The sequence below is a fragment of the Verrucomicrobiia bacterium genome, assembly GCA_019634635.1.
Lineage (GTDB): Bacteria > Verrucomicrobiota > Verrucomicrobiia > Limisphaerales > UBA9464 > UBA9464.
Window position 1 is genome coordinate 1 of record JAHCBB010000050.1, and the last position, 22,218, is coordinate 22,218.

The 22,218-nt window shown below is 64.7% G+C and carries 16 protein-coding genes and 1 pseudogene; 15 read left to right on the top strand and 2 right to left on the bottom strand.

Translation table 11 applies throughout. The features are described from left to right. Nucleotides 1-276: 276 nt before the first annotated feature. The 10 genes from KF791_19865 to KF791_19910 all read left to right on the top strand — a co-directional run bounded on the left by KF791_19865 (nucleotide 277) and on the right by KF791_19910 (nucleotide 11,166). On the top strand, nucleotides 277-702 hold the full coding sequence (locus KF791_19865; protein ID MBX3734841.1) for an exosortase system-associated protein, TIGR04073 family: 426 nt from the start codon (nucleotides 277-279) through the stop codon (nucleotides 700-702). Between the two features lie 48 nt (nucleotides 703-750). Further along, nucleotides 751-1,623: a 4-(cytidine 5'-diphospho)-2-C-methyl-D-erythritol kinase gene (gene ispE, locus KF791_19870; protein MBX3734842.1), complete on the top strand. Its 873-nt coding sequence runs from the start codon at nucleotides 751-753 to the stop codon at nucleotides 1,621-1,623. A gap of 76 nt (nucleotides 1,624-1,699) precedes the next feature. Next, complete coding sequence (locus KF791_19875; protein MBX3734843.1) at nucleotides 1,700-2,203, top strand: NUDIX domain-containing protein; 504 nt, start codon at nucleotides 1,700-1,702, stop codon at nucleotides 2,201-2,203. A gap of 4 nt (nucleotides 2,204-2,207) precedes the next feature. After that, nucleotides 2,208-2,699 carry a tRNA adenosine(34) deaminase TadA gene (tadA, locus tag KF791_19880; GenBank protein MBX3734844.1) on the top strand — a complete coding sequence of 164 codons (492 nt, stop codon included), beginning with the start codon at nucleotides 2,208-2,210 and terminating at the stop codon, nucleotides 2,697-2,699. Between the two features lie 60 nt (nucleotides 2,700-2,759). Next, the gene (locus tag KF791_19885; protein ID MBX3734845.1) at nucleotides 2,760-3,575 is read left to right on the top strand and encodes a sugar phosphate isomerase/epimerase; all 816 of its coding nucleotides are present in this window, start codon (nucleotides 2,760-2,762) and stop codon (nucleotides 3,573-3,575) included. A gap of 138 nt (nucleotides 3,576-3,713) precedes the next feature. Further along, complete coding sequence (gene recG, locus KF791_19890) at nucleotides 3,714-5,780, top strand: ATP-dependent DNA helicase RecG (GenBank protein ID MBX3734846.1); 2,067 nt, start codon at nucleotides 3,714-3,716, stop codon at nucleotides 5,778-5,780. Between the two features lie 197 nt (nucleotides 5,781-5,977). Next, nucleotides 5,978-7,285 (top strand): methyltransferase domain-containing protein, encoded by a 1,308-nt coding sequence (locus KF791_19895; GenBank protein ID MBX3734847.1) that lies wholly within the window; start codon nucleotides 5,978-5,980, stop codon nucleotides 7,283-7,285. A gap of 153 nt (nucleotides 7,286-7,438) precedes the next feature. Beyond that, the gene (pilM, locus tag KF791_19900; GenBank protein ID MBX3734848.1) at nucleotides 7,439-9,325 is read left to right on the top strand and encodes a type IV pilus assembly protein PilM; all 1,887 of its coding nucleotides are present in this window, start codon (nucleotides 7,439-7,441) and stop codon (nucleotides 9,323-9,325) included. A gap of 1 nt (nucleotide 9,326) precedes the next feature. Next, nucleotides 9,327-10,367, top strand: a complete 1,041-nt coding sequence (locus KF791_19905; GenBank protein ID MBX3734849.1) for an Amuc_1100 family pilus-like protein — start codon at nucleotides 9,327-9,329, stop codon at nucleotides 10,365-10,367. Nucleotides 10,368-10,386: 19 nt separating this feature from the next. Further along, a complete protein-coding gene (locus KF791_19910) occupies nucleotides 10,387-11,166 on the top strand; it encodes a hypothetical protein (GenBank protein MBX3734850.1) in 780 nt (259 codons plus the stop codon). A 1,314-nt stretch (nucleotides 11,167-12,480) separates the two neighbouring features. Here the strand turns inward: KF791_19910 and KF791_19915 are convergent. Next, a pseudogene (locus KF791_19915) lies at nucleotides 12,481-12,675 on the bottom strand (hypothetical protein). 61 nt (nucleotides 12,676-12,736) lie between these two features. On the opposite strand from KF791_19915, the gene KF791_19920 reads away from it, so the two are divergent. The 5 genes from KF791_19920 to coaE all read left to right on the top strand — a co-directional run bounded on the left by KF791_19920 (nucleotide 12,737) and on the right by coaE (nucleotide 21,480). Continuing rightward, entirely contained in the window at nucleotides 12,737-14,089 is a 1,353-nt protein-coding gene (locus KF791_19920) for a hypothetical protein (GenBank protein ID MBX3734851.1), read from the top strand. A 134-nt stretch (nucleotides 14,090-14,223) separates the two neighbouring features. After that, nucleotides 14,224-16,122 (top strand): fibronectin type III domain-containing protein, encoded by a 1,899-nt coding sequence (locus tag KF791_19925; GenBank protein MBX3734852.1) that lies wholly within the window; start codon nucleotides 14,224-14,226, stop codon nucleotides 16,120-16,122. Between the two features lie 3 nt (nucleotides 16,123-16,125). Further along, on the top strand, nucleotides 16,126-17,643 hold the full coding sequence (locus KF791_19930) for a hypothetical protein (GenBank protein ID MBX3734853.1): 1,518 nt from the start codon (nucleotides 16,126-16,128) through the stop codon (nucleotides 17,641-17,643). 23 nt (nucleotides 17,644-17,666) lie between these two features. Next, on the top strand, nucleotides 17,667-20,828 hold the full coding sequence (locus KF791_19935; GenBank protein ID MBX3734854.1) for a thrombospondin type 3 repeat-containing protein: 3,162 nt from the start codon (nucleotides 17,667-17,669) through the stop codon (nucleotides 20,826-20,828). A gap of 40 nt (nucleotides 20,829-20,868) precedes the next feature. After that, nucleotides 20,869-21,480: a dephospho-CoA kinase gene (gene coaE / locus KF791_19940; protein MBX3734855.1), complete on the top strand. Its 612-nt coding sequence runs from the start codon at nucleotides 20,869-20,871 to the stop codon at nucleotides 21,478-21,480. Here coaE and pyrE read toward each other — a convergent pair. After that, the gene (pyrE, locus tag KF791_19945) at nucleotides 21,461-22,027 is read right to left on the bottom strand and encodes an orotate phosphoribosyltransferase (GenBank protein ID MBX3734856.1); all 567 of its coding nucleotides are present in this window, start codon (nucleotides 22,025-22,027) and stop codon (nucleotides 21,461-21,463) included. The genes coaE and pyrE overlap by 20 nt on opposite strands. Nucleotides 22,028-22,218: the final 191 nt, after the last annotated feature.

The window sequence follows — 22,218 nt, forward strand, 5'->3', positions numbered from 1 at the left end:
CCTGGCGCTGCCCACGTTCCCCGTTGCATTTGCCCGAACGCAGCGGAATTGAAGTGGGTCGCGGTGAAACACGCCCCTACCAAGGAAAATAGGGTGACAGGTTCAATACTTGCGAGGCTCCGCCGCGCTGTGCGTGCAACCGCAAGGTGGGCCTGTGGAGACCCCACACGCGGACGCGGACGATCGCGGAGGCGTTTCTTCCACCCGGAGCCGCGTCCCAATTCGGTGCTTGCCACTGTAAACGTCCTGCCTAGCCTCTCTCGAAATTCTTCTGTCATGCGATCCCTGAGTTCCCTCTGTGTGGTGGTGGCGGTGGGCGCCCTGCCGCTGGTCACCGGTTGCAGCAGCGCTCAGAAAAAGCTGAGCCGCGGCATCACCAACATGAACGAGCCGTTGCGTCTCGGGGAGATGCAGCGGGCTGCCGAGCAGAACGCGCTGGTGATGGATTCCTCGCCCTCCTATGGGCTGGTCCATGGCTTCACCCGCACCATCGCGCGGACCGCGGTCGGCGTCTTTGAAGTGGTCACCTTTCCCATTCCCACCGACCCCATCATCTATCCGGTCGGCCCCGTGTTTCCCGACAGCCAGGAGCGTCAGCAGTTGGGGAACTTCGGCATTGGTTCGGACCAGTTCATTGGATTCCAGGATGCCGGGGTGCTGCCCTTCGTTCCGGGCTCGGAATTCAATCCCCTGCAGAACTGAGGGCCACCGGTCCTTCTGGCGCGCCAACCCGGGTTGGCGCGTTTTTTTATGGCGCTGGTCCGACGATCGCCCTGCAAGGTCAATCTTGTCCTGAACGTCCTCGGGCGGCGCTCCGACGGCTTTCATGATTTGGAAACCCTGTTCTTCCCGGTCCCGGTTCATGACGAACTCACCATGGACCACCGGGAATCCGGCATCGAACTGACCTGCAATCTCCCGCAGCTTCCCGTGGACGGCTCGAATCTGGTGCACCGCGCAGCCGCCGCGTACCTCCAGGAGGCCGGAGTGAAGTCGGGGGTGCGGCTCCACCTGGAGAAGCAGCTTCCGCTGGCCGCCGGCCTGGGGGGCGGCAGCGCCAACGCCGCCACCACGCTCCTCGGATTGAACGAATTGTTCGGACAGCCCTTGGATTCCGGGGCGCTCGAACGGCTAGCCGCCGGACTGGGATCCGACGTCAATTTCTTTCTCCAGACAGGGCCGGCGCTGGCTTTCGGTCGCGGGGAGCGCATCGAGCCGCTGCCTCCGTTCGCCGCGCTTGCCGGGTATGCCCTCTGGCTGTTTCACCCCGGGTTTGGGGTGCCGACCCCCTGGGCCTTCCAGCAGCTCGGCCGCTTCCCTGAGCTGCGGGACGGGCGGCCCGGACGCGCGGCGGAGGTCGCACGGCGTTTTCTCGATGGAGAGGTCCGCGGAGCCGTGGATCAATGGTTCAACGCCTTGGAGGGACCCGTGCTGGAGAAGCATCCGGTCCTCGCCCTGCACCAGGACCACCTGTGTCGGCATGGCGCCCTCGGCGCCCTCATGTCGGGCAGCGGTTCCACCACATTTGCCCTGTTTGAGTCCGTTGGGGCCGCGGAGATGGCGGTGGATGGCTTTCGGGAGGTGTTTGGGTCGGCGGGATGGCTGCGGATCGTGGCGCTATGACCGGCGGGTGCCGGGCTTGCCGGTCGGGGCGGACTGGTTCCACGATACGCGGGCCGTTGTCTGCGTCCCCATGTTCATGAAGCTGCCGCATGCCATCGCCACGCTGTTGTACGGCTTCAATGAACAGGATGAGGTGCTGTTGATGCATCGGCGGCGGCCCCCCAACGAAGGCTTGTGGTCGCCACCGGGCGGCAAGCTCAAGGCCGATATCGGGGAGTCCCCGCATGCCTGCGCCTGCCGGGAGGCCCACGAAGAACTCGGAATGGATCTTTGCCCCCGGGACCTGCGGCTGACAGGCATCGTCAGCGAGCACGGGTATGAGGGACAGCGTCACTGGCTGATGTTCCTCTTCGAGATCCTGCCGCGCCTGGACCGGCTGCCGCCGGCCCATGACGAGGGAGAATTTGCCTTCGCGTCCCGCGAGGACCTTGACCGCTTCGCAATCCCCGCGTCCGACCGCGAATGCCTCTGGCCTGCTTTTTGGACGCATCGCGGGGGATTTTTTGCGGTGCATGGACGGTGTCGTCCGGATGGGCCGACCGTGTGGACGCCGGAGGAGTCGCGTCCGGCCCGGGAGTGAGGCGATGGACGCGGATTTCGACGCCGACCACCGGTTCATGGGCGAGGCCTTGCGCCAGGCGGCGCGGGCTGCGGCCTCGGGTGAAGTCCCCGTGGGCGCGGTCATAGTCCGGGAAGGACGCATCCTCGCGCGTGCCGGGAATCAAGTGGAATTGCTCAAGGACGCCACGGCCCATGCGGAGATGCTGGCCCTGACCATGGCGGAACAGTCCACGGGCGACTGGCGGCTCAACGGGTGCACGCTGTATGTCACCAAGGAACCGTGCCCCATGTGTGCCGGCGCGATGGTGCATTGCCGCCTCGACCGGGTCGTGTTCGGCGCCCCGGACCTCCGGGGCGGCGCCGCGGGCGGTGCCCTCAACCTGCTTCAGTTTCCCACGCTGAATCATCAATGCGAGGTGAACGGCGGTGTCCGGGCCGAAGAGGCTGCCGACATGCTCCGCGCGTTCTTTGCCGCGCGACGGGCGGGAGGCGATCACGGACGGCCCCCTGGGTGATCCGGGTTTCCGGCCCGTTTCCCGCCTCGACCCGCGGAACGGGTGGCCTACCGTCGTCCGATGCGTTTCGCGATCTGCAACGAGATCTTCAAGGACTGGCCGTGGGAGCGAACCTGCCGGTTTGTCCGGGAGGCAGGATACGGGGCTCTCGAAGTGGCCCCATTCACCCTGGCACCGCTGGTCACGGCCATTGACGGGGCCCGGCGAAGCGAATTGCGCCGCACCGCGGAGGCGGCCGGGTTGGAGATCTCTGGAATTCACTGGGTGCTGGCCTACACCGAGGGATTCCATGTGAACCATCCCGACCCGGAAGTTCGGAACCGGGCCTCGGACTACCTGACGGCCGCGGTGGATTTTTGTGCGGACCTCGGCGGTCATTTTTTGATCTTTGGCTCCCCCAGGCGGCGCGATCTGCTGGAGGGCGTTCCGCGGGAGCAGGGCCTGGCGTGGACCCGCACCACCTTCGCCAAAGCCATCCACCGGGCGGAATCGCGCGAGGTCGTGATCTGCATCGAACCTCTGGCTCCCTCGGAGACCAACTTCCTCAACAGCGTCGCGGAGGCGCGCGAGTTGGTGGAGCCGGTCGGGTCCCCAGCATTCCAGATCATGCTCGATGTCAAGGCCATGGCCAGTGAAGGGCCCCCGATCCCCTCGGTGATCCGGTCCACGGGCGGCCGCTTCGCCTATTTCCATGCCAATGATGTGAACCTCAAGGGTCCCGGGTTTGGGTCGGTGGATTTTGTGCCCATTGCCGGGGCCCTCCGGGAGGTGGGGTATGACGGGACGGTGTCGGTGGAGGTGTTCGATTTCGAAGAGGGCCCGGAACGAATTGCCACGCGGAGTCGCGAGACGCTCCGGACCGCCTTTGGTTGCTGACTGGCAGGCAGCGCTTCACCCCTTAAATTTTGTCCCCGCCCAGCGGGAGGTTGCCGGTCGCCCGAATGGGCAAAACGTGAGACGGTTCTGGGCGTGGACCTGTCCCCTCCGGAACGCCGTCATGCGGACCCGAGGGCCGTGCCACCCGTCCGACATTCCGAGGGTGCCACCGGCCTGGACGCCCCCGTTGGAGTGCTGCGGGGCGTGGGGGGCGACCGCGGGGCTCAGCTTGAACGCCTTGGAATCCGCACCATTGGAGACCTCCTGCTGCACCGACCCCGGCGGTATGAGGACCGGCGACAGTTCGTGGCGCTGCGCGACGTGGTGGACGGGGCATCGGTTGCGGTCCGGGCCCGGGTCGTGACCCTCGGAGTCAACCGGTTTCGCAGCGGCAAAAGCGTCTTTGTGATGGTCGTGGATGACGGGACGGCACGCCTCCATTGCCGGTGGTGGAATCTGCCATTCCTCGAGCGCGTGTTTGCGGTCGGGGACGACCTGCTGGTGTTTGGGCGCGTCCAGTCCCTTCGCCCCCGCACCATGGACCATCCGGAAACGGAGAAGGTGGTCTCGGGGGACGAGGAGACCGTGCACCTGAATCGTTGGGTGCCGGTGTATCCCTTGACCGAGGGGCTGGCTCAACGCCCGCTGCGATCCCTGGTGTGGCAGGCGCTGCAGCAGTTCGGTGAACGGGTCGCGGAACCCCGTCCGGAACTCGGCCTTGCCGGTGGTGGGCTCCCGGTTCCGGAAGCCGCCGGGGAGCTATCGTTGCAGGGAACCTCAGAGCCGTGTCCTGCCCGGCGCGAGGCGCTTCGGGCGGTTCATTTCCCGGATTCTCCGGCGGCGGCCGCACGAGCCCGTCGTCGTCTGGCCCTCGACGAGTTTGTGGAATTGCAGTGGCGGCTCCTGAAGCGGCGCCGGCACCTGGAACGGCATGCCACGGCCCTGCCCTGTGCCGGCGACAACCGCTGGATGCGTCCATTCCTTGCCGGCGTCGGCTTTCCATTGACCGGTGCCCAGACCCGGGTGCTGCGTGAGATTCGAGCCGGGCTGCGTGGCCCCGTGCCCATGCGACGTCTGCTCCAGGGTGACGTCGGCTCCGGGAAAACCCTTGTGGCGCAGTGCGCGGCCCTGATGACGCTCGAGGCCGGCTTCAGCGTGGCGGTGATGGCCCCGACCGAAATTCTGGCGGGCCAGCTGGCCGATGGATTCCGGACCGCCCTGGCTCCGTTTGGGATCGAGGTCTCCCTCGTCACCGGGAGCCGGAAACCCGCCGCTGACGCCGGGGCCGGGCGGCCGATGCCCGACGGGACGCCTTCCGTGGTGGTGGGCACCCAGGCATTGATCCAGCCGGGATTTCAAATGGAGCGGCTGGGCCTGGTGATCATTGACGAGCAGCACAAATTCGGTGTCGCGGAACGGAATCGCCTCCTGCGCAAGGGACGCTACCCGCACCTGCTGGTGATGACGGCCACGCCGATCCCGCGCACCCTGGCCCTGACGGTTTACGGCGACCTCGATGTCAGCATCCTCGACGAGCTTCCCCCCGGCCGGCGCCCGGTCCGCACCCATGTGCGCTCGAGGGAGGCGCTGCCGAAGGTCTGGGAGTTCATCCGGACCGGGCTTGCCAGGGGACGCCAGGCCTACGTGGTCTACCCGCGGGTGGAAGGGGGGGAGGCGGTGCCGGAGGAGGTCAAGGCGGTGACGCGGGACTGGGAGCAGGTCCGCAGGGAGCTGGCGCCCCATGCCGTCGGCATGCTGCACGGACGCATGTCCGCGGCGGACAAATCCGCTGTGATGTTGGAGTTCCGCGAGGGCCGGCTGGGCGTTCTGCTCGCCACCTCCGTGGTGGAAGTCGGCCTCGATGTGCCCAATGCCACCATCATGCTGGTGGAGAACGCGGAGCGGTTCGGCCTGGCGCAACTGCATCAGCTGCGGGGTCGCATCGGACGCGGAGCCCACGAATCCCACTGCATCCTGGTTGCCGGTCCTGGAGCCACACCGGAGGGCGCGGAGCGGTTGGAGGTGGTGGCATCGTGTCCGGATGGCTTCGCGCTGGCCGAGGCGGATCTCCGGCTGCGGGGTCCCGGGGAGCTTGCGGGCCGCGATCAGAGCGGCGCCCCGCCGCTGCGGTTCGGCGACCTGCGTGAGGACCGCACCCTGGTGGAGTTTGCCCGTCAGCGGGTTCGCGCGGTGCTGGAGGCTTGAGGGGGGGCGCACCCGCGGGGTGCCCGGGCGGGTGGGATTGTCGGTTCCCACGTCCGCGGGTGGAGTTCCCAAGGGCCCGACTCCCGGCGACCGTGCGGTTCGGCGAAGCCTCACCCCACCCGGTCAACGCAATGCCCGGCGGACGTTTCGGGGACTTCGCTCTTGGCGCACATTCCGGCCGGGGACAGGATTGTCCTGTGGGAGCGCGGCTCGTGCTGTTCGACATTGATGGAACCCTGATCCGGACTGGAGGGGCCGGGGTGCGGGCTTTTGCCCGAGTCGCCGACCGTTTGTACGGGATTCCCGACGGCGTGAACGGGCTGCGATTTCACGGACGGACCGACGGGGCGATCGTCAGCGAGTTTCTCCGGGCTCATGCCCTGCCTGACACGCCGTCCGAGCGGCAGCGTTTCCTGGATGCCTACGTGTTTCTTCTGGATGAAGCCCTGCGCGGGCATTCCGGGGAATTGTGCCCGGGGGTGGCGGCCCTGATGCAGTCGGTTGCGGACCTGGAGGCACCCCCGGTCATGGGGCTGCTGACGGGAAACATCCGGCTGGGTGCGGGGCTCAAGCTGGCGGCGCACGGGCTTGCGGAGTCGTTCGTGCTGGGTGCCTTCGGGGACGATCACCCCGATCGGAACGAGCTGGCCCGGATTGCGATGGCCCGGGGCTCGGCGCACTTCGGAAGTCCGTTGTCGGGTGACGACGTGGTGGTGGTGGGCGACACGCGTGCCGACATTGAGTGTGCTCAGGCCATCGGGGCACGGTGCGTTGCCGTGGCGACGGGGGGCGATCCGATGCCGGACCTCCTCGAACATTCCCCGAGCCTCGCGTTGGAATCGCTCGACGGGGTCTCGTGGGATCGTTTGCTGACCGCGGGAGAGCTTGAGGGGCGTCCGGTGGACTGGGAATCGCTGTACCAGGCGGGCGACACGCGATGGGACCACGGGGCACCGGCCCCGGGGTTGGAGGATTTCCTGGCGGCGTGGCCCGCCGGCCTGGAGCGCGGCGGCCGCGTGCTGGTGCCGGGATGTGGCCGGGGACACGACGCACTGGCGTGGGCCGCCGCGGGATTTCGAGTCAGCGCCCTGGACCTCTCGGCGACCGCGATTGCCGCGGCCCGGCGCCTGGTGCCACCGGGTCTTCCCGTCACCTTCCGGGTGGGCGACTTCCTGCGGCAACGGCCGCGGCAGCGTGTGGACTGGCTCTTCGAGCACACCCTGTTCTGCGCCATTCCTCCCGCACAACGCGACGCCTACGTGCGGGCCGTGGAGCGATGGGTGCGTCCGGGCGGCCATTTCCTCGCCGTTCACTACCTGCAACCCCGCGACGCTGCCGGCCCGCCGTTCGGGGTGTCGGTGGCGGAGGTCCGCCGACGGTTTGAGTCCGGCTTCGAACGGGTTCGCGAGTGGGTTCCCCGGTCCCATCCCTACCGTTGCGGTCGCGAGCGGGCGTTTCTTTGGCGGCGGCGATTCAATGACAAAGCGCTTGCCTTGAACTCGTAAACAGATGTAATTTTTTCCCAAGCACCGGGGTTTCTGTTTGACCGGCATGAACGCTTTTCTTACCTACGCGGTCGCTTTCGCCAGTCCTGATCGCCGTCTGGAGGGTTCCAGTCCGGCGCGAGACTGGCGGCGGGCGGCGGGAGACCTGATCCCATGTTGAAGTCATCGAAAACATTTCTGGCGGTTGATTTCGGGGCAGGTTGCCTCAAGGCCGCCGAGTTCGAGGCGGTCGAGGGCAGCGGCCTGAGGCTGCTCCGTTTCGGCCTGAAGCCGTTGGGACTCGCCGGGGCGCAGGACGCGGCGCGGGAGGCGGTGGTCAAGAAGGCCCTGACCGAACTGCTCGCCGAGGGGGGGTTCGCGGCCAAAGGTGTCAACTTGTGCGCGCCCGGCTTCCAGGTGTTCTCCAAGTTTGTGAAGCTGCCGCCGGTGGACACCTCCAAGGTGACCCAGATCATCCAGTACGAGGCGCAGCAGAATGTCCCCTTCCCCCTGGCCGAGACGGCTTGGGATTACCAGATCCTCGGCACCAGCGCCGGAGGCGAACTGGAGGTCCTGCTCGTCGCCATCAAGACCGACGTCGTTGAGAAGCAACTCTTCGGGGCTGGCGAGGCTGCGGGGCTCAAGATGGAGGTGGTGGACGCCTCGATCGGGGCGCTGGCCAACACGTTCCGCTACAATTACGGCGACCAGGAGGGCTGCAGTCTGCTGGTGGACATCGGGGCGAAGACCAGCAACGTGCTGATCTTTGAGGCGTCCCGCTACTACGCGCGCAGCATCAACGTCGGGGCCAACGCCATCACCCAGGAGTTTGCCGCCGAGGGGAAGTTGCGGTTCGACGAAGCGGAGAAGTTCAAGCTGGCCGACGGCTTCGTCAGCCTCGGCGGGGCCTACGAGGAGCCCGACAATCCCCGGATTGCCGCCGTGTCCAAGGTGGCCCGCAACGTGCTCACCCGGCTGCACCTGCAGGTGAATCAGACCATCCAATTTTATCGCACCCAGCAGGGCGGTGCCGCGCCGGTCCGGGTGTTCCTCTGCGGTGGCGGGTCGCTGATGCCGTACGCGGCGCAGTTCTTCGAGGAGAAACTGGGCCTTCCGGTCGAGTTCATGAACCCCTTCCGCAGTGTGGACATTGACGCAGGGGTCAACGTGGCCCAGCTGGAACCGATCGCACCGCAGTTTGGGGAGGTGGTCGGTCTCGGCCTTCGCAATGTGGCGCAGTGCCCGATCGAGTTGAACCTGATGCCCAAGGCCTCCCTGAGCCGGCAGCAGTTCAACGCCAAGAAGCCCTTTCTCCTGGCCGCTGCCTACGCCGCGGTGGTCGGCACCTTCGCCGTCGGCTGGTTCTTTTCCAAGGTGGCTGCTGTGGAGCGCGACGGCCTCGCAAAGATTGACGAGCGCGTCCAGCCCCTGGACATGAAGAAAAACCAGCTGGAAGCGGCCGAGGGCAAACTCAGGAAGGCCACCGAGGATGCCACCCAGTTCAGCACGTGGCTGCAGGACCGCATCTACTGGTCGGACATCCTCTCCAACCTCGGGCGCGTCCTCCAGACGACGGAGTCGGACGTCCGCGCCAATCTCGGGGTCCCCGTGAGCATCTGGATTGATACACTGCTGTCCACGGAGCCGACCAAGCCTGCCGTGGACACTTCGGAGGAGGAATCGGCCGGCGGGGCCCGCAACTTTTACATGATGGACCCCATTCTGGCGCGGCGTTACGGGCTTGTTCCGCGGAAGCCGGAAGGTGAGGGCGAGGGGGACGGGTCGGCCGAGGCCGCACCGGCGGACGGCGGACGACCAAAGCCCAAGGCGGCTGCGAACACCAACGAGGTGGCCGTGATCAATCTGACGGTGCGGGCGGTGAATGTGAACCCGCGGGCGAACGGGGAGATTGCCTACGAGGTGGAGCGGGCCATGAAGGCCAGCCCGCTTTTTGACGAGACGGAAACCCAGTTGTCGGGGAATCTGGACCAGGGTGGCGAGAATTCGCCCTCCTTCTCCTTCCCGCTCAAGGTGAAACTCAAGCGCCCCATCAAGCTCTGATATGGAGTGGGTCCGGAAGAACCTCGGTTTTGTGATCGGGCTGGCGGTCGCCGTCGTCCTGCTCGGTGTCGGTCTCTGGTACACGCTGGGCACCATGGAGGAATCGTCCATGGCGGACGGCGAGCTGCAGGCGAAGCGCCAGCAGCTGGATGATCTCGTCAAACGGGATCCCTTTCCCGAGCAGGCCAACATTGATTTGGCGCGCGAGGAGGAGGAACGGGTCACCGCCTTCATCCGGGATGCGCGCAAGAAGTTTGCCCTTCGTGAGCTGCCGGAATCCCTCGACAATGCGTCGTTCAAATCGCTGCTCGAGTCCACGCTCGCTGACCTCGCCCGGGAGGCCGAACTGGCCGGTGTGAAGCTGCCGGACAAGGCCAGCTTCTCTTCCTACAGCTTCACCCTCGAAGACCAGCGCAAGCAGCTCCAGTTGCCGGCCTCGTCCCTGGCTCCCCTGGCGGCGCATCTCGAAAACCTCGCGGTGATCTCCCGCGTGCTGTTCGACGCCAAGGTTCATTCCCTGGTCTCCCTGAAGCGTTCGTCGGTCGGCACCAACGAGCTGGCCGGCAGCGGGGATTTCTTGAGCAAGAAGGTCGTCACCAATACGGCCTTGAACACGGTGACCTACCCTTACGAGGTCGTTTTTCAGGGCTTCAGTCCGGAGCTGGCCAAGGTCATCACCGGGCTTGTCAACGCCCCTCAGGCCTTCGTCATCAAGACATTGAACGTCGAGCGGGGCAGCCTCGAAAGCACGCCGGTCCAGCCGGCCTTTGGTGCGCCCATGGCGATCCCGGGCCTGCCGCCGGGCATGGATCCCGCGCTCGCCCGGCGGTACGGCATGTTTGGCCCCCGCCCGCAGCAGATGCCGGTGGCTCCGCAGCAGCCGGTGACCACGGGACGGCCCGGGGAGGTGGTGTTGGATGAGAAACCTCTCCAGGTGAAGCTGGGCCTGGAAATCATCAGCCTGCTTCCTGCAAAAGAACCTCCCGGATCCCGTGGGCGCCCGGGTCCGACGGGGCCTGCGCCAGCCGACGCCAATCAGTAACTCGCCTATCGCGGCCGCCATGGATTTCCTCAAGAAACACTACGAGAAGCTGATCTTCAGCGTTGTCCTTCTGGTCGTTGCCGTCACGGCCTTCTGGCTGACTCAACGGGTGGAGTCCGTGCGCTCCACGCTGGCCGATCAGTTGAGCCAGACCGGATCCATCAAGAAGAAGCCGCTCAAGCCGGTCGAGCTCGCCAATGACCTCGCCGCGCTCCGACAGGTCTCCCAGAATCACCGCCTGGAGTTTCCGCCGAACCACAACGTGTTCAATCCGATCCGCTGGAAGCGTGGCAACGACGGCGTGCCCCGCCCGGATCCCGAGCGCGACCTGGCCAATGCGCTGAAACTCCTTGCCACTCAAGCGCTCCCCCTGACCATCGAATATCTGGGGCCCACCGGCACGGGCGACCCCTTCCGTTACCAGTTCCGGGTCACCCGGGAGTACGACAAGAAGGTTTCCAACCGCCGCCCCATCACGGTGTCGCTCACCGAAGGCACCAAAAACGACTGGTTCTACCTCCGCGAAGTTCGAGGCCCCAAGGATTCCGCCGGCGAAGTGGTCATCGAGCTGATTGACGGGGGCGAACGGGCCACGCTGGCGAAGGAGAAGCCGTTCTCCCGGCCCCGCGGCTACCAGGCGGACCTCAAATTTGAAAACAAGGACTACCCCAGGCGTCGCGTGGACGACTCCATCAATATTCTCGGTTCGATTTACAAGATTGTTGCCATCGGAAAAGATGAAATTGTAGTTTCCGCTCCCAACGGCACTCGGACGACCATCCCGTCGTCCACACTCTAATCTCCCCCTGTTTTCCACCGCCACCGCCCCTCCCCATCTCCCAGCATTTTCAACCGCATCCACCATGTTGAAACTGTCCCGAATTCTCATTTGGCTGCTCCTGTGCGCCGTTGCACCCATCGCCACCGCCCAATCCAACGGACAGGCGGCGGCAGCGGAGGAGGCGGTCCGACGCCAGGAAAAGCTGATTCTCCTGCGCAAGACCCTCGAGGCCGCTCAAGCCGCCGCCAACGTCAAGGATTTCAATGCCGCGGCGAAGCTCTATGAGGATGCGCTGTCGCTGAGCGACCAGTTGGGCGCTGCGGCGGAGAAGGAGCGCGCCACGGTGAGGACCGGGCTGTCCGGTGCCCGCCTCCAACTCGCCGAGGCTGCGGCGAGCCGGGGCGACTATCGGGAGGCCAATGTTCAGGTCAGCCGGGCCGTGAGGGTGGACCCGTCCAATGCGCCCGCCGTGGCGTTCAAGAATGCCAATGACGCGCGGATTGCGGAACTCGCGGACAAGACGCCCAGCGATGGCGCGCTCGCCCTCATCCCCGAGGTCAAGAGGGACAATGCCAAGGCGGCAGTTCTCGCCCAGGATGGCAAGCTGATGTTTGAGATGGGTCGTTTTGACGATGCGCAGAGGCTGCTGGAGGAGGCCCGCGAACTGCAGCCTGAGAACCGGACCGCCCGATACTATCTGGAGCTGCTCCAGCAGGCCCGCTTCAGTCGCGCCTCCGAGGAGAAGAAGCTGACGACACGCAACATGCTCCTGGAGGTGGAGCAGGCCTGGACCCCCACCAAGAATCGGCTGCCCGACCACAACCCCTTCGCCCGGACCAACCAGATCTACACCAGCCGGAGTCGTCAGGCGATTCAGGCCAAGCTGGACCGCATCATCCTCAACGAAATCAAGTTCGACGGCGTGCCGCTCATCGAGGTCGTCAAGTATCTCGACGAGCAGACCCGGGCGCGCGATCCCGAGAAGCGCGGGTTGAATTACATCATCAACTCGACGATGGATGCTCCGACGCAGCAGGCCACCTCACAGATTGACCCGAACACCGGCCAGATCATCCCGTCGGCACCCGCCGAGCCGGTGGACCTCAACAACGTCATCATCCGGCTCAACCCCCCGCTCCGGAACATCCGCCTTGCCGATGCCATTGACGCCATCGCCAAGGTGGCGGAACGACCGCTGAACTATTCTGTCGAGGACTATGCGATCGTGTTCACCCAGAAGCTCCCCGAGGAACCTCCGCTGTACACCCGCACGTATCGGGTCAATCCCAACACCTTCATGCAGGGGTTGGAGTCCGTCATCGGGTTTCCCTTCGGTGATCTGGCGGTCGGCGGCCAGGGTGGCGGCGGTGCGGGTGGCGGCGGCGGCGGTGGCGGGGCCGGTGGTCAGGGCGGGCAGGGCGGCATTTTCACTGTACCCCGGGTGGACGCCTCGGGCGGCGGCCTTGGGGGTCTTGGCGGCGGTGGTGGTGGCGGTGGTGGTGGGCTCGGTGGCGGTGGCGGTGGCGGGCTCGGCCGTGGCGGCCTCGCCAACGTCACCCGGACCAATCTTCAGGCCAACGTTCAGGTCATGGTTCGCGAGTTCTTCTCCGCATGCGGTGTGACCTTCCCGATCACGACGATCCCCGGCCAGGCGGGTCTTGGCGGCGGCGGCGCGTTTGCCCAGCAGGCCCAGTTCGGGCCCGGCGGGCAGCCGCTGAATCCCAATGCCAATCAGAAGGCGATCTTCTTCAACGACCGGGTGGGCATCCTGTTCGTCCGGGCGACGCTGTCGGACCTCGACATCATCGAACGCGCCATCCAGGTGCTGAACGTGGCGCCGCCCCAGGTCGAAATTGAGGCCCGCTTTGCGGAGGTCACCCAGGCTGACGCCAAGGCGCTTGGATTCCAGTACTACATCGGCAACTGGTTGACCGGCGGTGGCAAGGTGGGCTGGCAGGGGGGCACGGCGCCGTCGTTCGGAAACCCGACCGCCTCGGGTTCCACGGCAAACCCATACGGAACCTTCCCCGGGGTCCCGTTTTCCGACGGCACCGGCGGCACACCGGTCAACCAGTTTGACACGACCATTCCTCCCAACGCAACCGATGGAAACTTGACCTCCGGAGTGCGCACCAGTTTCACGGATATCAACCGGAACCAGAAGGAGATTCCCACGGTTGCGACCATCACCGGCATCCTCACGGATCCCCAGTTTCGAATCGTGATCACCGCCCTGGAGCAGCGCACGGGCGCCGACGTGCTGGCCACACCCAAGGTGACCACGCTCAGCGGACGCCAGGCCCAGATCGTCGTTGCCGATGTGCGCACCATCGTCACCGGCGTGGACCTCCAGCAGAATGCCAGCGGTGGTGCCGCGGCAGGCGGCGGGGGCGCCGGCTTCCAGAATGCCGGCGGCGGTGTGGGTTCCGCGATTCAGTACAACGTGCAGACCATTCCGTTCGGCCCGGAACTCAACGTCATCCCCTACGTTTCCTCCGACGATGTCTCGATCCAGTTGACCCTCATCCCGAGCTTCACGGAATTCCTCGGCTACGACGACCCGGGTCCCTTCAATCCCGTGGCACAGTCCGTCGCCGGCAACAGCCTCGGCATTCCCATCACCGCCGCCCTGCCGCTCCCGAGGCTCCGCACCCGGCAGGTGGTGACCTCCGCGATTGTCTGGGATGGTCAGACGGTGGTCATCGGTGGATTGATCACCGAGGACTCCAACAAGTCCCGTGACAAGGTGCCGGTGCTCGGCGACCTCCCCCTGCTGGGACGGTTGTTCACCAGCGAGGCGTCGGTGGCGGTAAAGAAGAACCTGCTGATCTTCGTGACCCCGACCATCATTGATCCTTCGGGCAAACGGGTGAACGACCCGAACAACCTGCCCTACGATCCGGCCTACATCCCTCCGCAGACGGGATTCAAGGCCGACTGAAATTTGTCAGCAGGCGCTTCAGGGAATCGCCCGGGTTTTCCCCGGATGAGGTTCCCGAGGCGCCAACAACAGTTTGCGATAGTGAACGAGAAGCCTAACTTGTCGTGAGTGTCCCAGTGATCCCGTCCAGTCCCATGCGCTTCGCGAAACTGCCCGGATTCCGAAAGGTCCCCGCCCCGGGTTGGCGGATCTGCTGCCTCGCGGGGTTGCTTGGGGTCGCGTGGCCGGTTGTCGCCGCCCCCCTGCCGGCCCCGCTGGTCGCGGAGGGCACCCAGTACGCTCCCGCGGGCAATCCGCTCGGAGACCAGTTGGCACCGTCGCTTGCCTTCCGGGCCAATGGAGGCTGCCTGGTCTGGCATGACAATCTGACCGATGGCGACGGTTTCGGCGTCAGCGCCCGCAGGCTGAGCGGCCAGTTGTCCGGGCTGAGTTCCCTTCGCGTCAATGAGGACGGCACCGGCGACCAGCAGAATCCACGGGTCGCCATCCTCAACGACGGTTCCAACCTCATCGTGTGGCAGAGCGGCGTCCGGGGTTCCCAGGTCATCCGGGCCAGGGTGCTGCGGGCGGATGGTCAGTTTGCCGGTTCCGAATTCACGCTCTCCGGCCCGGGAACAGATCACAAGGACCCCGATCTCGCAGTGGCCGGAGACGGCACTGTGCTGGTGGTATGGACGGCCGACGGTGTGGATGGCGACATGTCCGCCGTCGTAGCGCGGCGCCTCACCGCATCCGGTCAGACCGCAGGTGAACCATTTCTGGTCAATCAGACCGAGCCGGCCAACCAGCGCGATCCTGTGGTCTGCGCGACCGGGAATGGCGGGCTGGTCGTCTCGTGGATCTCCGAACAGCAGCGGTTCTTCAACAGCGTGGATGTCTACGCCCGCCGGTTGGCTCCGGACGGGTCGTTCGTGGGCGATGAGTTTCTGGTGAACACCTCGCGGCGTCCCTGCGCGACGCCGGCCATCGCCGGTCTCCCTGGCGGCGGGTTCATGGTCGCATGGTCCGAGCATCAGGATGTCAATACCCGCTGGACTTGGGATGTTTACGGGCGGGTCTGGGGTGACACACAGCCCAAAGGGGCGGACTTCCTCATCAACACCCGCCAGCGCGGTTATCAGTTGATGCCCCGGCTCGCGGTTTCGGGCGATGCGGCGCTGGTCATCTACCGCAGTGAGGATGGCGACGGCTACTCCGAAGGGGTCGTCGGCCAGTGGCTGTCGGTTGACGGGGGGCGCCTCGGTGATGAGTTCGTCGTCAACACCAAGACTGCGGGAGACCAGTTGACCCCGACGGTGGCTGCGGACGCCTCCGGCAGGCTGATCGTCGTCTGGTCCACCTTCAACGGTGTGGTCCGGGGCATGGATCTCGCGGCGCAGCGTTTCGCCCGCGCCCAGGCGCCGCTGCCCGCCCCCGGGGCGCCCTACCTGTTCGCGGCTTCTGCCTCCCGCCTCATGATCACCTGGCCCGAGGTGAGTGGTCTGCCGGTGGCCGGATATGATGTCTTCGTGGACGGGGCCTCCACCCCGGTCCGCACGGTCCAGGCCGGCTATTCGCTGGGTGGTTTGCCGCCGTCCAGCACCCACTCGGTTCGGATTGCCTACGTTTTGGCTGACGGCCGGGTTTCGCCGGTGTCGGAACCGGCAGAGGCGACGACCTGGGGGGAGGACGACAACGCCGACGGCCTTCCGGACGACTGGCAGCGCAAGTATTTCGGCAACAACCCGGCCCTCTGGCCGTCACCCGCGACGGATTCCGATGGTGACGGCGTCTCAAACCGGAATGAGTTTCTCGCCGGTACCGATCCGACCGATCCCGGCAGTGTTCTTCTGGTGTCCGTCGTGGACACCCCTCAAGGACCGCTTCTGGTCTGGAACACCCGCGCCGGTGGCGTGTACCAACCGCAGTGGTCCGGGGACTTGAGGAATTGGTCCGACATGGGCCTTCCGAGACTCGCCGCGGGGGCCTCGGACTCCGCGCCCGCGGGCGATTCTCCCGCCAACGTCTATTACCGCGTGAACTTTCTCCGCTGAACCATGCGCTCTGCATCCCAGATCCTCGCCGCGGCGACCCTCTCCGCCGGAAGCGCCTTCTTCGCCGGGGCCTTCTCCCTCTTGGGGCCATTTGCTGAGTGGCAGACGCCGGATATCAACTACAACCCACCCTTCACGCTCATTGCGCAAGTTGGCGATCAGGGAGGGCCCATGAACCTGGGTGAAGAGTACCGAATTGGATCTCCGGTCCTTGTCTATGGGTTCGATTCCTCCTTTGTGGAGTTCTTTGGGCAGGCAGGCGTAAATGCCGTAGAGTCTGCGGTGGCGATCCTCAACAACCTGCCGACGGTGCAGAATATGAGTCCGTTGCTGTCCGAATATCCACTGGCGGCGACGCGATTCAATACGACGGCGCAGCAATTGAGGCTCTTGGACGTCAAGTCCCATACCCTCTCGATCCTCCTGCAGCAGATGGGTCTTGGAGCGCCCGAACGCTATACCTGGACGCTCCGGAGTCGTGTCCCGATTCCCGACACGGATCCGCAGGCTTATGAATATCTCGTCATTCAGAGAAATTTTGATCCGGTGACCTGGCGATTCTCATCCTATGTCAACAACACCCTGTACTCTTACCAGATGGTTCAGGTTCTGGATCCGGATTACTCGGACTGCCAGGAAATCAGTGTCAATGTGGCCAATCCCAACGTTAGCGTTGCGGCGATTGCTGGCGTTCAGGCTGGTGACATAGACCCCAGGGTTTACCAGCAGATTTACGGCCCATCGCGTGCCGTATTCGGATCATTCGGAATGTTTTACCCGGGCCTGACGCGGGACGATGTCGGCGGCCTCCGGTATCTTTACCGAACCGGAAATACCAACTGGCAGGCGGCACCGCTGGGTTCGACCGGCGGTGGCGGCGGTGGCGGTGGCGGCGGTTCCCCGTGGTCCATCGTCGGATTCGAGGTCTTGAATCCCATCCCTGGCTCGGCATGGACCGTCGTCGGCGGAGGACTCTTTGGCTTCACCAATACGGTGGATGGGCCGATTGTTGATGCCACGGCTGCGCCGATCGGAGGCCGCGGTGGTCCTGGCAAGGTCGCTTTCGTACGGGTGGACACCGACCCGCTGCTAGGACGGTACGTTGCCCCGGTGGTCGTCCGCTATCCGGACAACTTCATTAACGCCCAAGGTGTTCTGGTCCGCTCAGTGACCCAGCGAACCATCATCCAGCCGGACATTTTGTTCACTGCACGCGATGTCGGCACGTATCCGGACCTCGCTCAGCCCTACGTTTATGCGGTAACCGGGATGGCGTTTACTTACGCCCAGAATCCCGGTGCAAGTACCTTTCCTGCGGACGGCCCCGGCATCATCGAACCCGGGGTCGAAGTCGCATTGAACAAGGTGGGCCCCTGGTTGTTCAATGTCTTCAACACCGGCGAGGGCAGTGGTATCCGAGGCTTCACCTGGGGCTCGTTTGATGGAAGCACGAACACGCCTGTGGTCTACCCTCAGGGAGCCACAGCGCGCGAATTAGAGTCGCGGCTCTTTGGCCAGTAGGCGAACGGAAGGAATAGGAGACCATGAAGAAACTCACCTCGCTGCTCTGCGGTTCACTAATGGCCGCGCAGTCCCTGACTGCCGATCCGTCGCCGCTGTTTCTCAACCAAGGGTTGATGACGGAGCCGGCGGTCATTGATGCCACCGTCTTCGTGAACACCGGGACCATCAGCATCGGCACTCCGGTGACGATTACGGGCAATTTCCTTCAGCCGGGATTCGTCTTCTTCGGCAGCTTCGTCAACAACCCGGTCATTGCCTACGAGACGCAGAACACACTAATCTTCACCAATCGTGGGTCCATTTCCGTGATCCCTGGAATGAACTTTCACTATGTCACGGATGCCGGGACTCGCGGATACGCCTCGTCCTTCTACAACGGGCCCGGGGCAACGATCAGCGGGGAGTTTGGCAATTTCTCCCAGAACCTCGGACCATGGTCGAATCCGCTGCAACCGCTCTATGGGGGCTTCGTCAGCATCTACGCGACCAATATCGTGAATCGGGGCACGATTGAGGGATTCTACGCCGGCGACATCCAGATTCACGGCGTCAATGTGGATCTTTCCAACAGCCGGGTGGGCAGCACGCCCATACCGTTCAGCTCCTTCCGCACGGACCGGTATACGCCAAACGCACCCGCGTTCACCCGGACGCCCGCCGTGGGTCTCGGAGAGACGGATTTCTATCCGGAGACCGATGTCCGCGACAACTGGTGGCGCTACAGCGAATCGGGGATCGTGCTGAATTCCCTCGCGCAGATGGATGATTTCCTCGGTCTGGTCGTTCAGACGCCCAATTTCCGGATCTACACCCAGGTCAACACCCAACCCGATGACGAGGGGGGGCCCTTCACCAGTCTGACGCTGGTGGACGCGCTGGCGTTTGTCTGGAAGGACCAGCCTTCGGAGACGAACCAGCAGTTCGAGGTGGTGTTCGTCAACAATCCGGATCCCAATGTGGAAATTGATGTAAGCTGGGCTCCCGGACCGGATCCGGTCAATTCGCCCGCCCTCACCGCCTACGTGCGCTTTACCACCATCGCGCCCGACCTGATCAGCAGCGGTCCCGGAACCGCAGCTACCCAGTTCGTCATCGTGGACAATTTCGGATCGGAGCCCAACGAGGTCCTGCTGCTGAACAACGCCACGTTCAACTCCCAGAAACCCACAAATCTGTTCGCATTCCGCGGGTTCCCGCTGCGCTATGTGCCCGGGTTCCCGATCGGGCCGGTCACGCCGAACACCGACTTCTACAATGGCATGTTCACCGTCTGGGTGGACGACGCGTATCCGGACGGCATGACCATGACCAACCTGGTCGTCACCAACCGCTACGCCACCTGGGCCGCCGAACTGCAACGCTTTCCCTCAACGCTGCCTGCCGGTACTGGTGTCAGTGTCACGAACCTGGCAGGCCGGGTCATGATCAGCGGGGACAATCTCACGCTGAACAACGCCCGCCTTCAGGGGCAGAGCCTCGTCAGTCTCACCACCGACAATTTGATCAGTTCGCGGGGCGCGTTGATTGACGCGCCCATCCTGAACTTTGACTTGGGGGCCACCAACGGAAACCTGGTGGTTCAGGATCTGGCGCGGGGTTCGCCTTCGCGCTTCGGCGGCAGCTTTGGGATTTGGGCCACGACCTTCACCAACTTCTGGGAGGCCGTGGGAGAGGAGACCGCGGGCGGTGGTGGCACGCCGATTGACATTGACGGCGATGGGATTCCCGACGGCTGTGACACGAATGGAGACGGAGTGATTGACATCCAAGGGGATTGCCCGACGGACACGGGCGGTACGGCAACTTCGACCAATTTTACGGCGATTTATCATGTCACGGTGATTGAGAATTTCCTGACCACCGGCACGGGAATCCGGCTCAACGACCTTCGCGTCCGGGCCACGAACGTGGATCTTCGCGATCCCATTCGCGTGGACGGCCGGCTCTCGGGCGATGTGCGGAACCTTAATGTTTCCGGCACTCTCAGTCTTCAGGGTCAAACCAACCTGATGACGGACGCCAATCTTCCGGGTTTAGTCACCTTGACGAATTCCGGGACCGTCTCGGCCCCTGCATTCATTGGTCTTGGATTCCTTCCCAGCCCAAGCATAGAAGTCATTGCCAATAGCGGGGTGATTCAGTCCACGGGAATCAATCTTCAGGCCGGGGTGATCGAGAATTCGGGCCGGATCCAGGCGCTGGGTGGAAATGTGCAGCTGAACACCTCGAGCTATGTGAGCGATGGCGGCGTGTTGGAGGCGGTCTACGATGTGATCGTCAACGCTACGGATGCCAGCCTGTCGGGCGCCCGGATTACCGCCGGCGGATTTCTCAATCTGTTCGTCCCCGGCAGCCTGACGGACGGGGGAGCCGACTTCCCAGGCGAGCTGTCCGCCGATTACGGCATCATCCTTGCCGTCAAACCGGCTTCCGGAAGCCTGCTGGGCACCAGTGTCAGCCTCACCACGGCGCCGTTCGGGTTTAGCGACTCCTTCTGGGCGGGCAGTGACCTGGGCCCGACGACGACGGGGTACGTGGACAACGCCGCACTTGGCGTGCTGAACCTGGAAGTGGACATTGGTGGTGTCATCACCATCAGTCCGGTGGACAGCGTCAACGGCCTGTATGTGGACCGCCTCGAGATTGGGGATCTGCTGCTCTCAGATCTGGAGGCCTCCCTTGTGCTGAACGAAGGCCTGACCCTTTACTACGCCTCGACCAGTGACAACGTGGATCCGGCGGATCTCGACGGTTACGTCACGTCCGGGGGTGGCGTTCTCCGCTGGGTGCGGGATGGGTCGGGTCAGGAACCCGTGGCCCTCGTGACCGTCACACTCGGCGATGGGTCCTCCGTCCAGGTGCCCCGCGGTTTGCGGGAGAGCATGACGATTGATTCCGACGGGGATGGCGTGGTGAACGGACTGGACAGTTCGCCGTTTGACCTGGTCGTGGTGAGCCATGTCTCGATCGTGAGCACGACGCCGCCCCATTTCCGCGTGGAATGGGTTGGCGCCCCGGGCCAGCGCTACGAGGTGCAGTCCACCCGGGACCTGACGAGCGGGGACTGGACCGTGGTGAAGACGGTTAAGAATAATTCCACGGATATCCAGAGGATGATCTTGGAGGAACCGATGGATCCAGGGGCGTCCTCCAAGAGCTACCGGGTGGTTGTCCGCCCGTAAGGCATCCGCCGCCGGCCGACCCCGGCGGGGGTTGGGCTTCATGATCCTCCTTGGCGTCACCGGGGGCATTGGGATGGGCAAGTCGGTTTCCCTGGGAATCCTCGAGGGGCTGGGAGTTCCCTGTGTGGATACCGATGCAGTTGCTCGAAGCTGCACCGCACCCGGATCCGACGGTCTCGCGGCCGTTGTGGCGGCGTTTGGGAGGGGGGTGCTTGATGAATCCGGGTCGCTGCGGCGGTCGCGGCTTGCGGAGATCGTATTTGGCGACGCCGGGGCCCGGGAGCGGTTGGAGGCGATCCTGCACCCGAGGATCGGGGCCGTCTGGCGTTCCCAGGTGGCAACGTGGCGGCGCGATGGATGTTCCCGGGCCGCGGTGATCATCCCATTGCTTTTTGAGAAGGGATACGAGGCGGAGTTTTCCAGTGTCGTCTGCCTCGCCTGCACCGGGACGTCGCAACAGCGGCGACTGGAGCAACGCGGCTGGACCCCGCCGCAGATCGCGTCACGCAATGCGGCCCAATGGCCCGTGGTGGAGAAGATGAAGCGGGCCCGGTTCGTCGTCTGGACCGAGGGGTCCCTCGACTGCCACCGAAAACAGTGGGAACGGATTCTCGACCGCGACGCGGCCTCGATCAGCGGCTTCCCGGCTTGATCGCGGGCGTGCTGGCCAGATCTGGCGGCAGTTGATCCTCGGCGAAGGTTTCAACCTCCAGCCGGATCAGACGGAAGGTCGGGACCCCCAGATCCAGGGTGCCATCGGAACGATCCACGAGCATCGCCACGCCGGCGACCGCGCCGCCGTGGCCGCGGATGATTTCCATGGTTTCGCGGACCCGCCCTCCCTGGGTCACCACATCCTCGACCACCAGGCAGCGTTCCCCGGGTCCGATCCGGAATCCGCGGCGCAGGACCAGGCGGCCGTCCTCCTTTTCGGCGAAAAGGAACCGCAATCGCAGCCGGCGCGCGACCTCCTGTCCAATGACCAGTCCGCCCATGGCGGGGGACACCACGGTGACCGCGCCGCAGGACCGTGCCTTTTCCGCGAGTGCGGCGCCGAATTGTTCGACGACGGGCATCTGTTGGAGTGCCTGGGCGCATTGGAAAAACTGGCGGCTATGGCGTCCGCTCCGGAGGACGAAATGCCCGGAGAGCAGCGCCCCGGTGGATTGAAAGAGTTCGAGGGCTTCTCCCGAGGTCATCGTTCGCGGATTTTGGTCGGGAGCCACTGCCGGGACAAGCCGGGAACAGTGTCGGTGTTCGCCAATTCGCGGACTTCCCGCCTGATCGGCCAGGCAAACCTCCTCCCCGGGTGGGCTGACACTCCTTCCGGGCAGGGTGAGGCTTGCATCTGGTGGGGTGAAGCTCCTGCCTGGTGGTGTGAAGCTCGAAT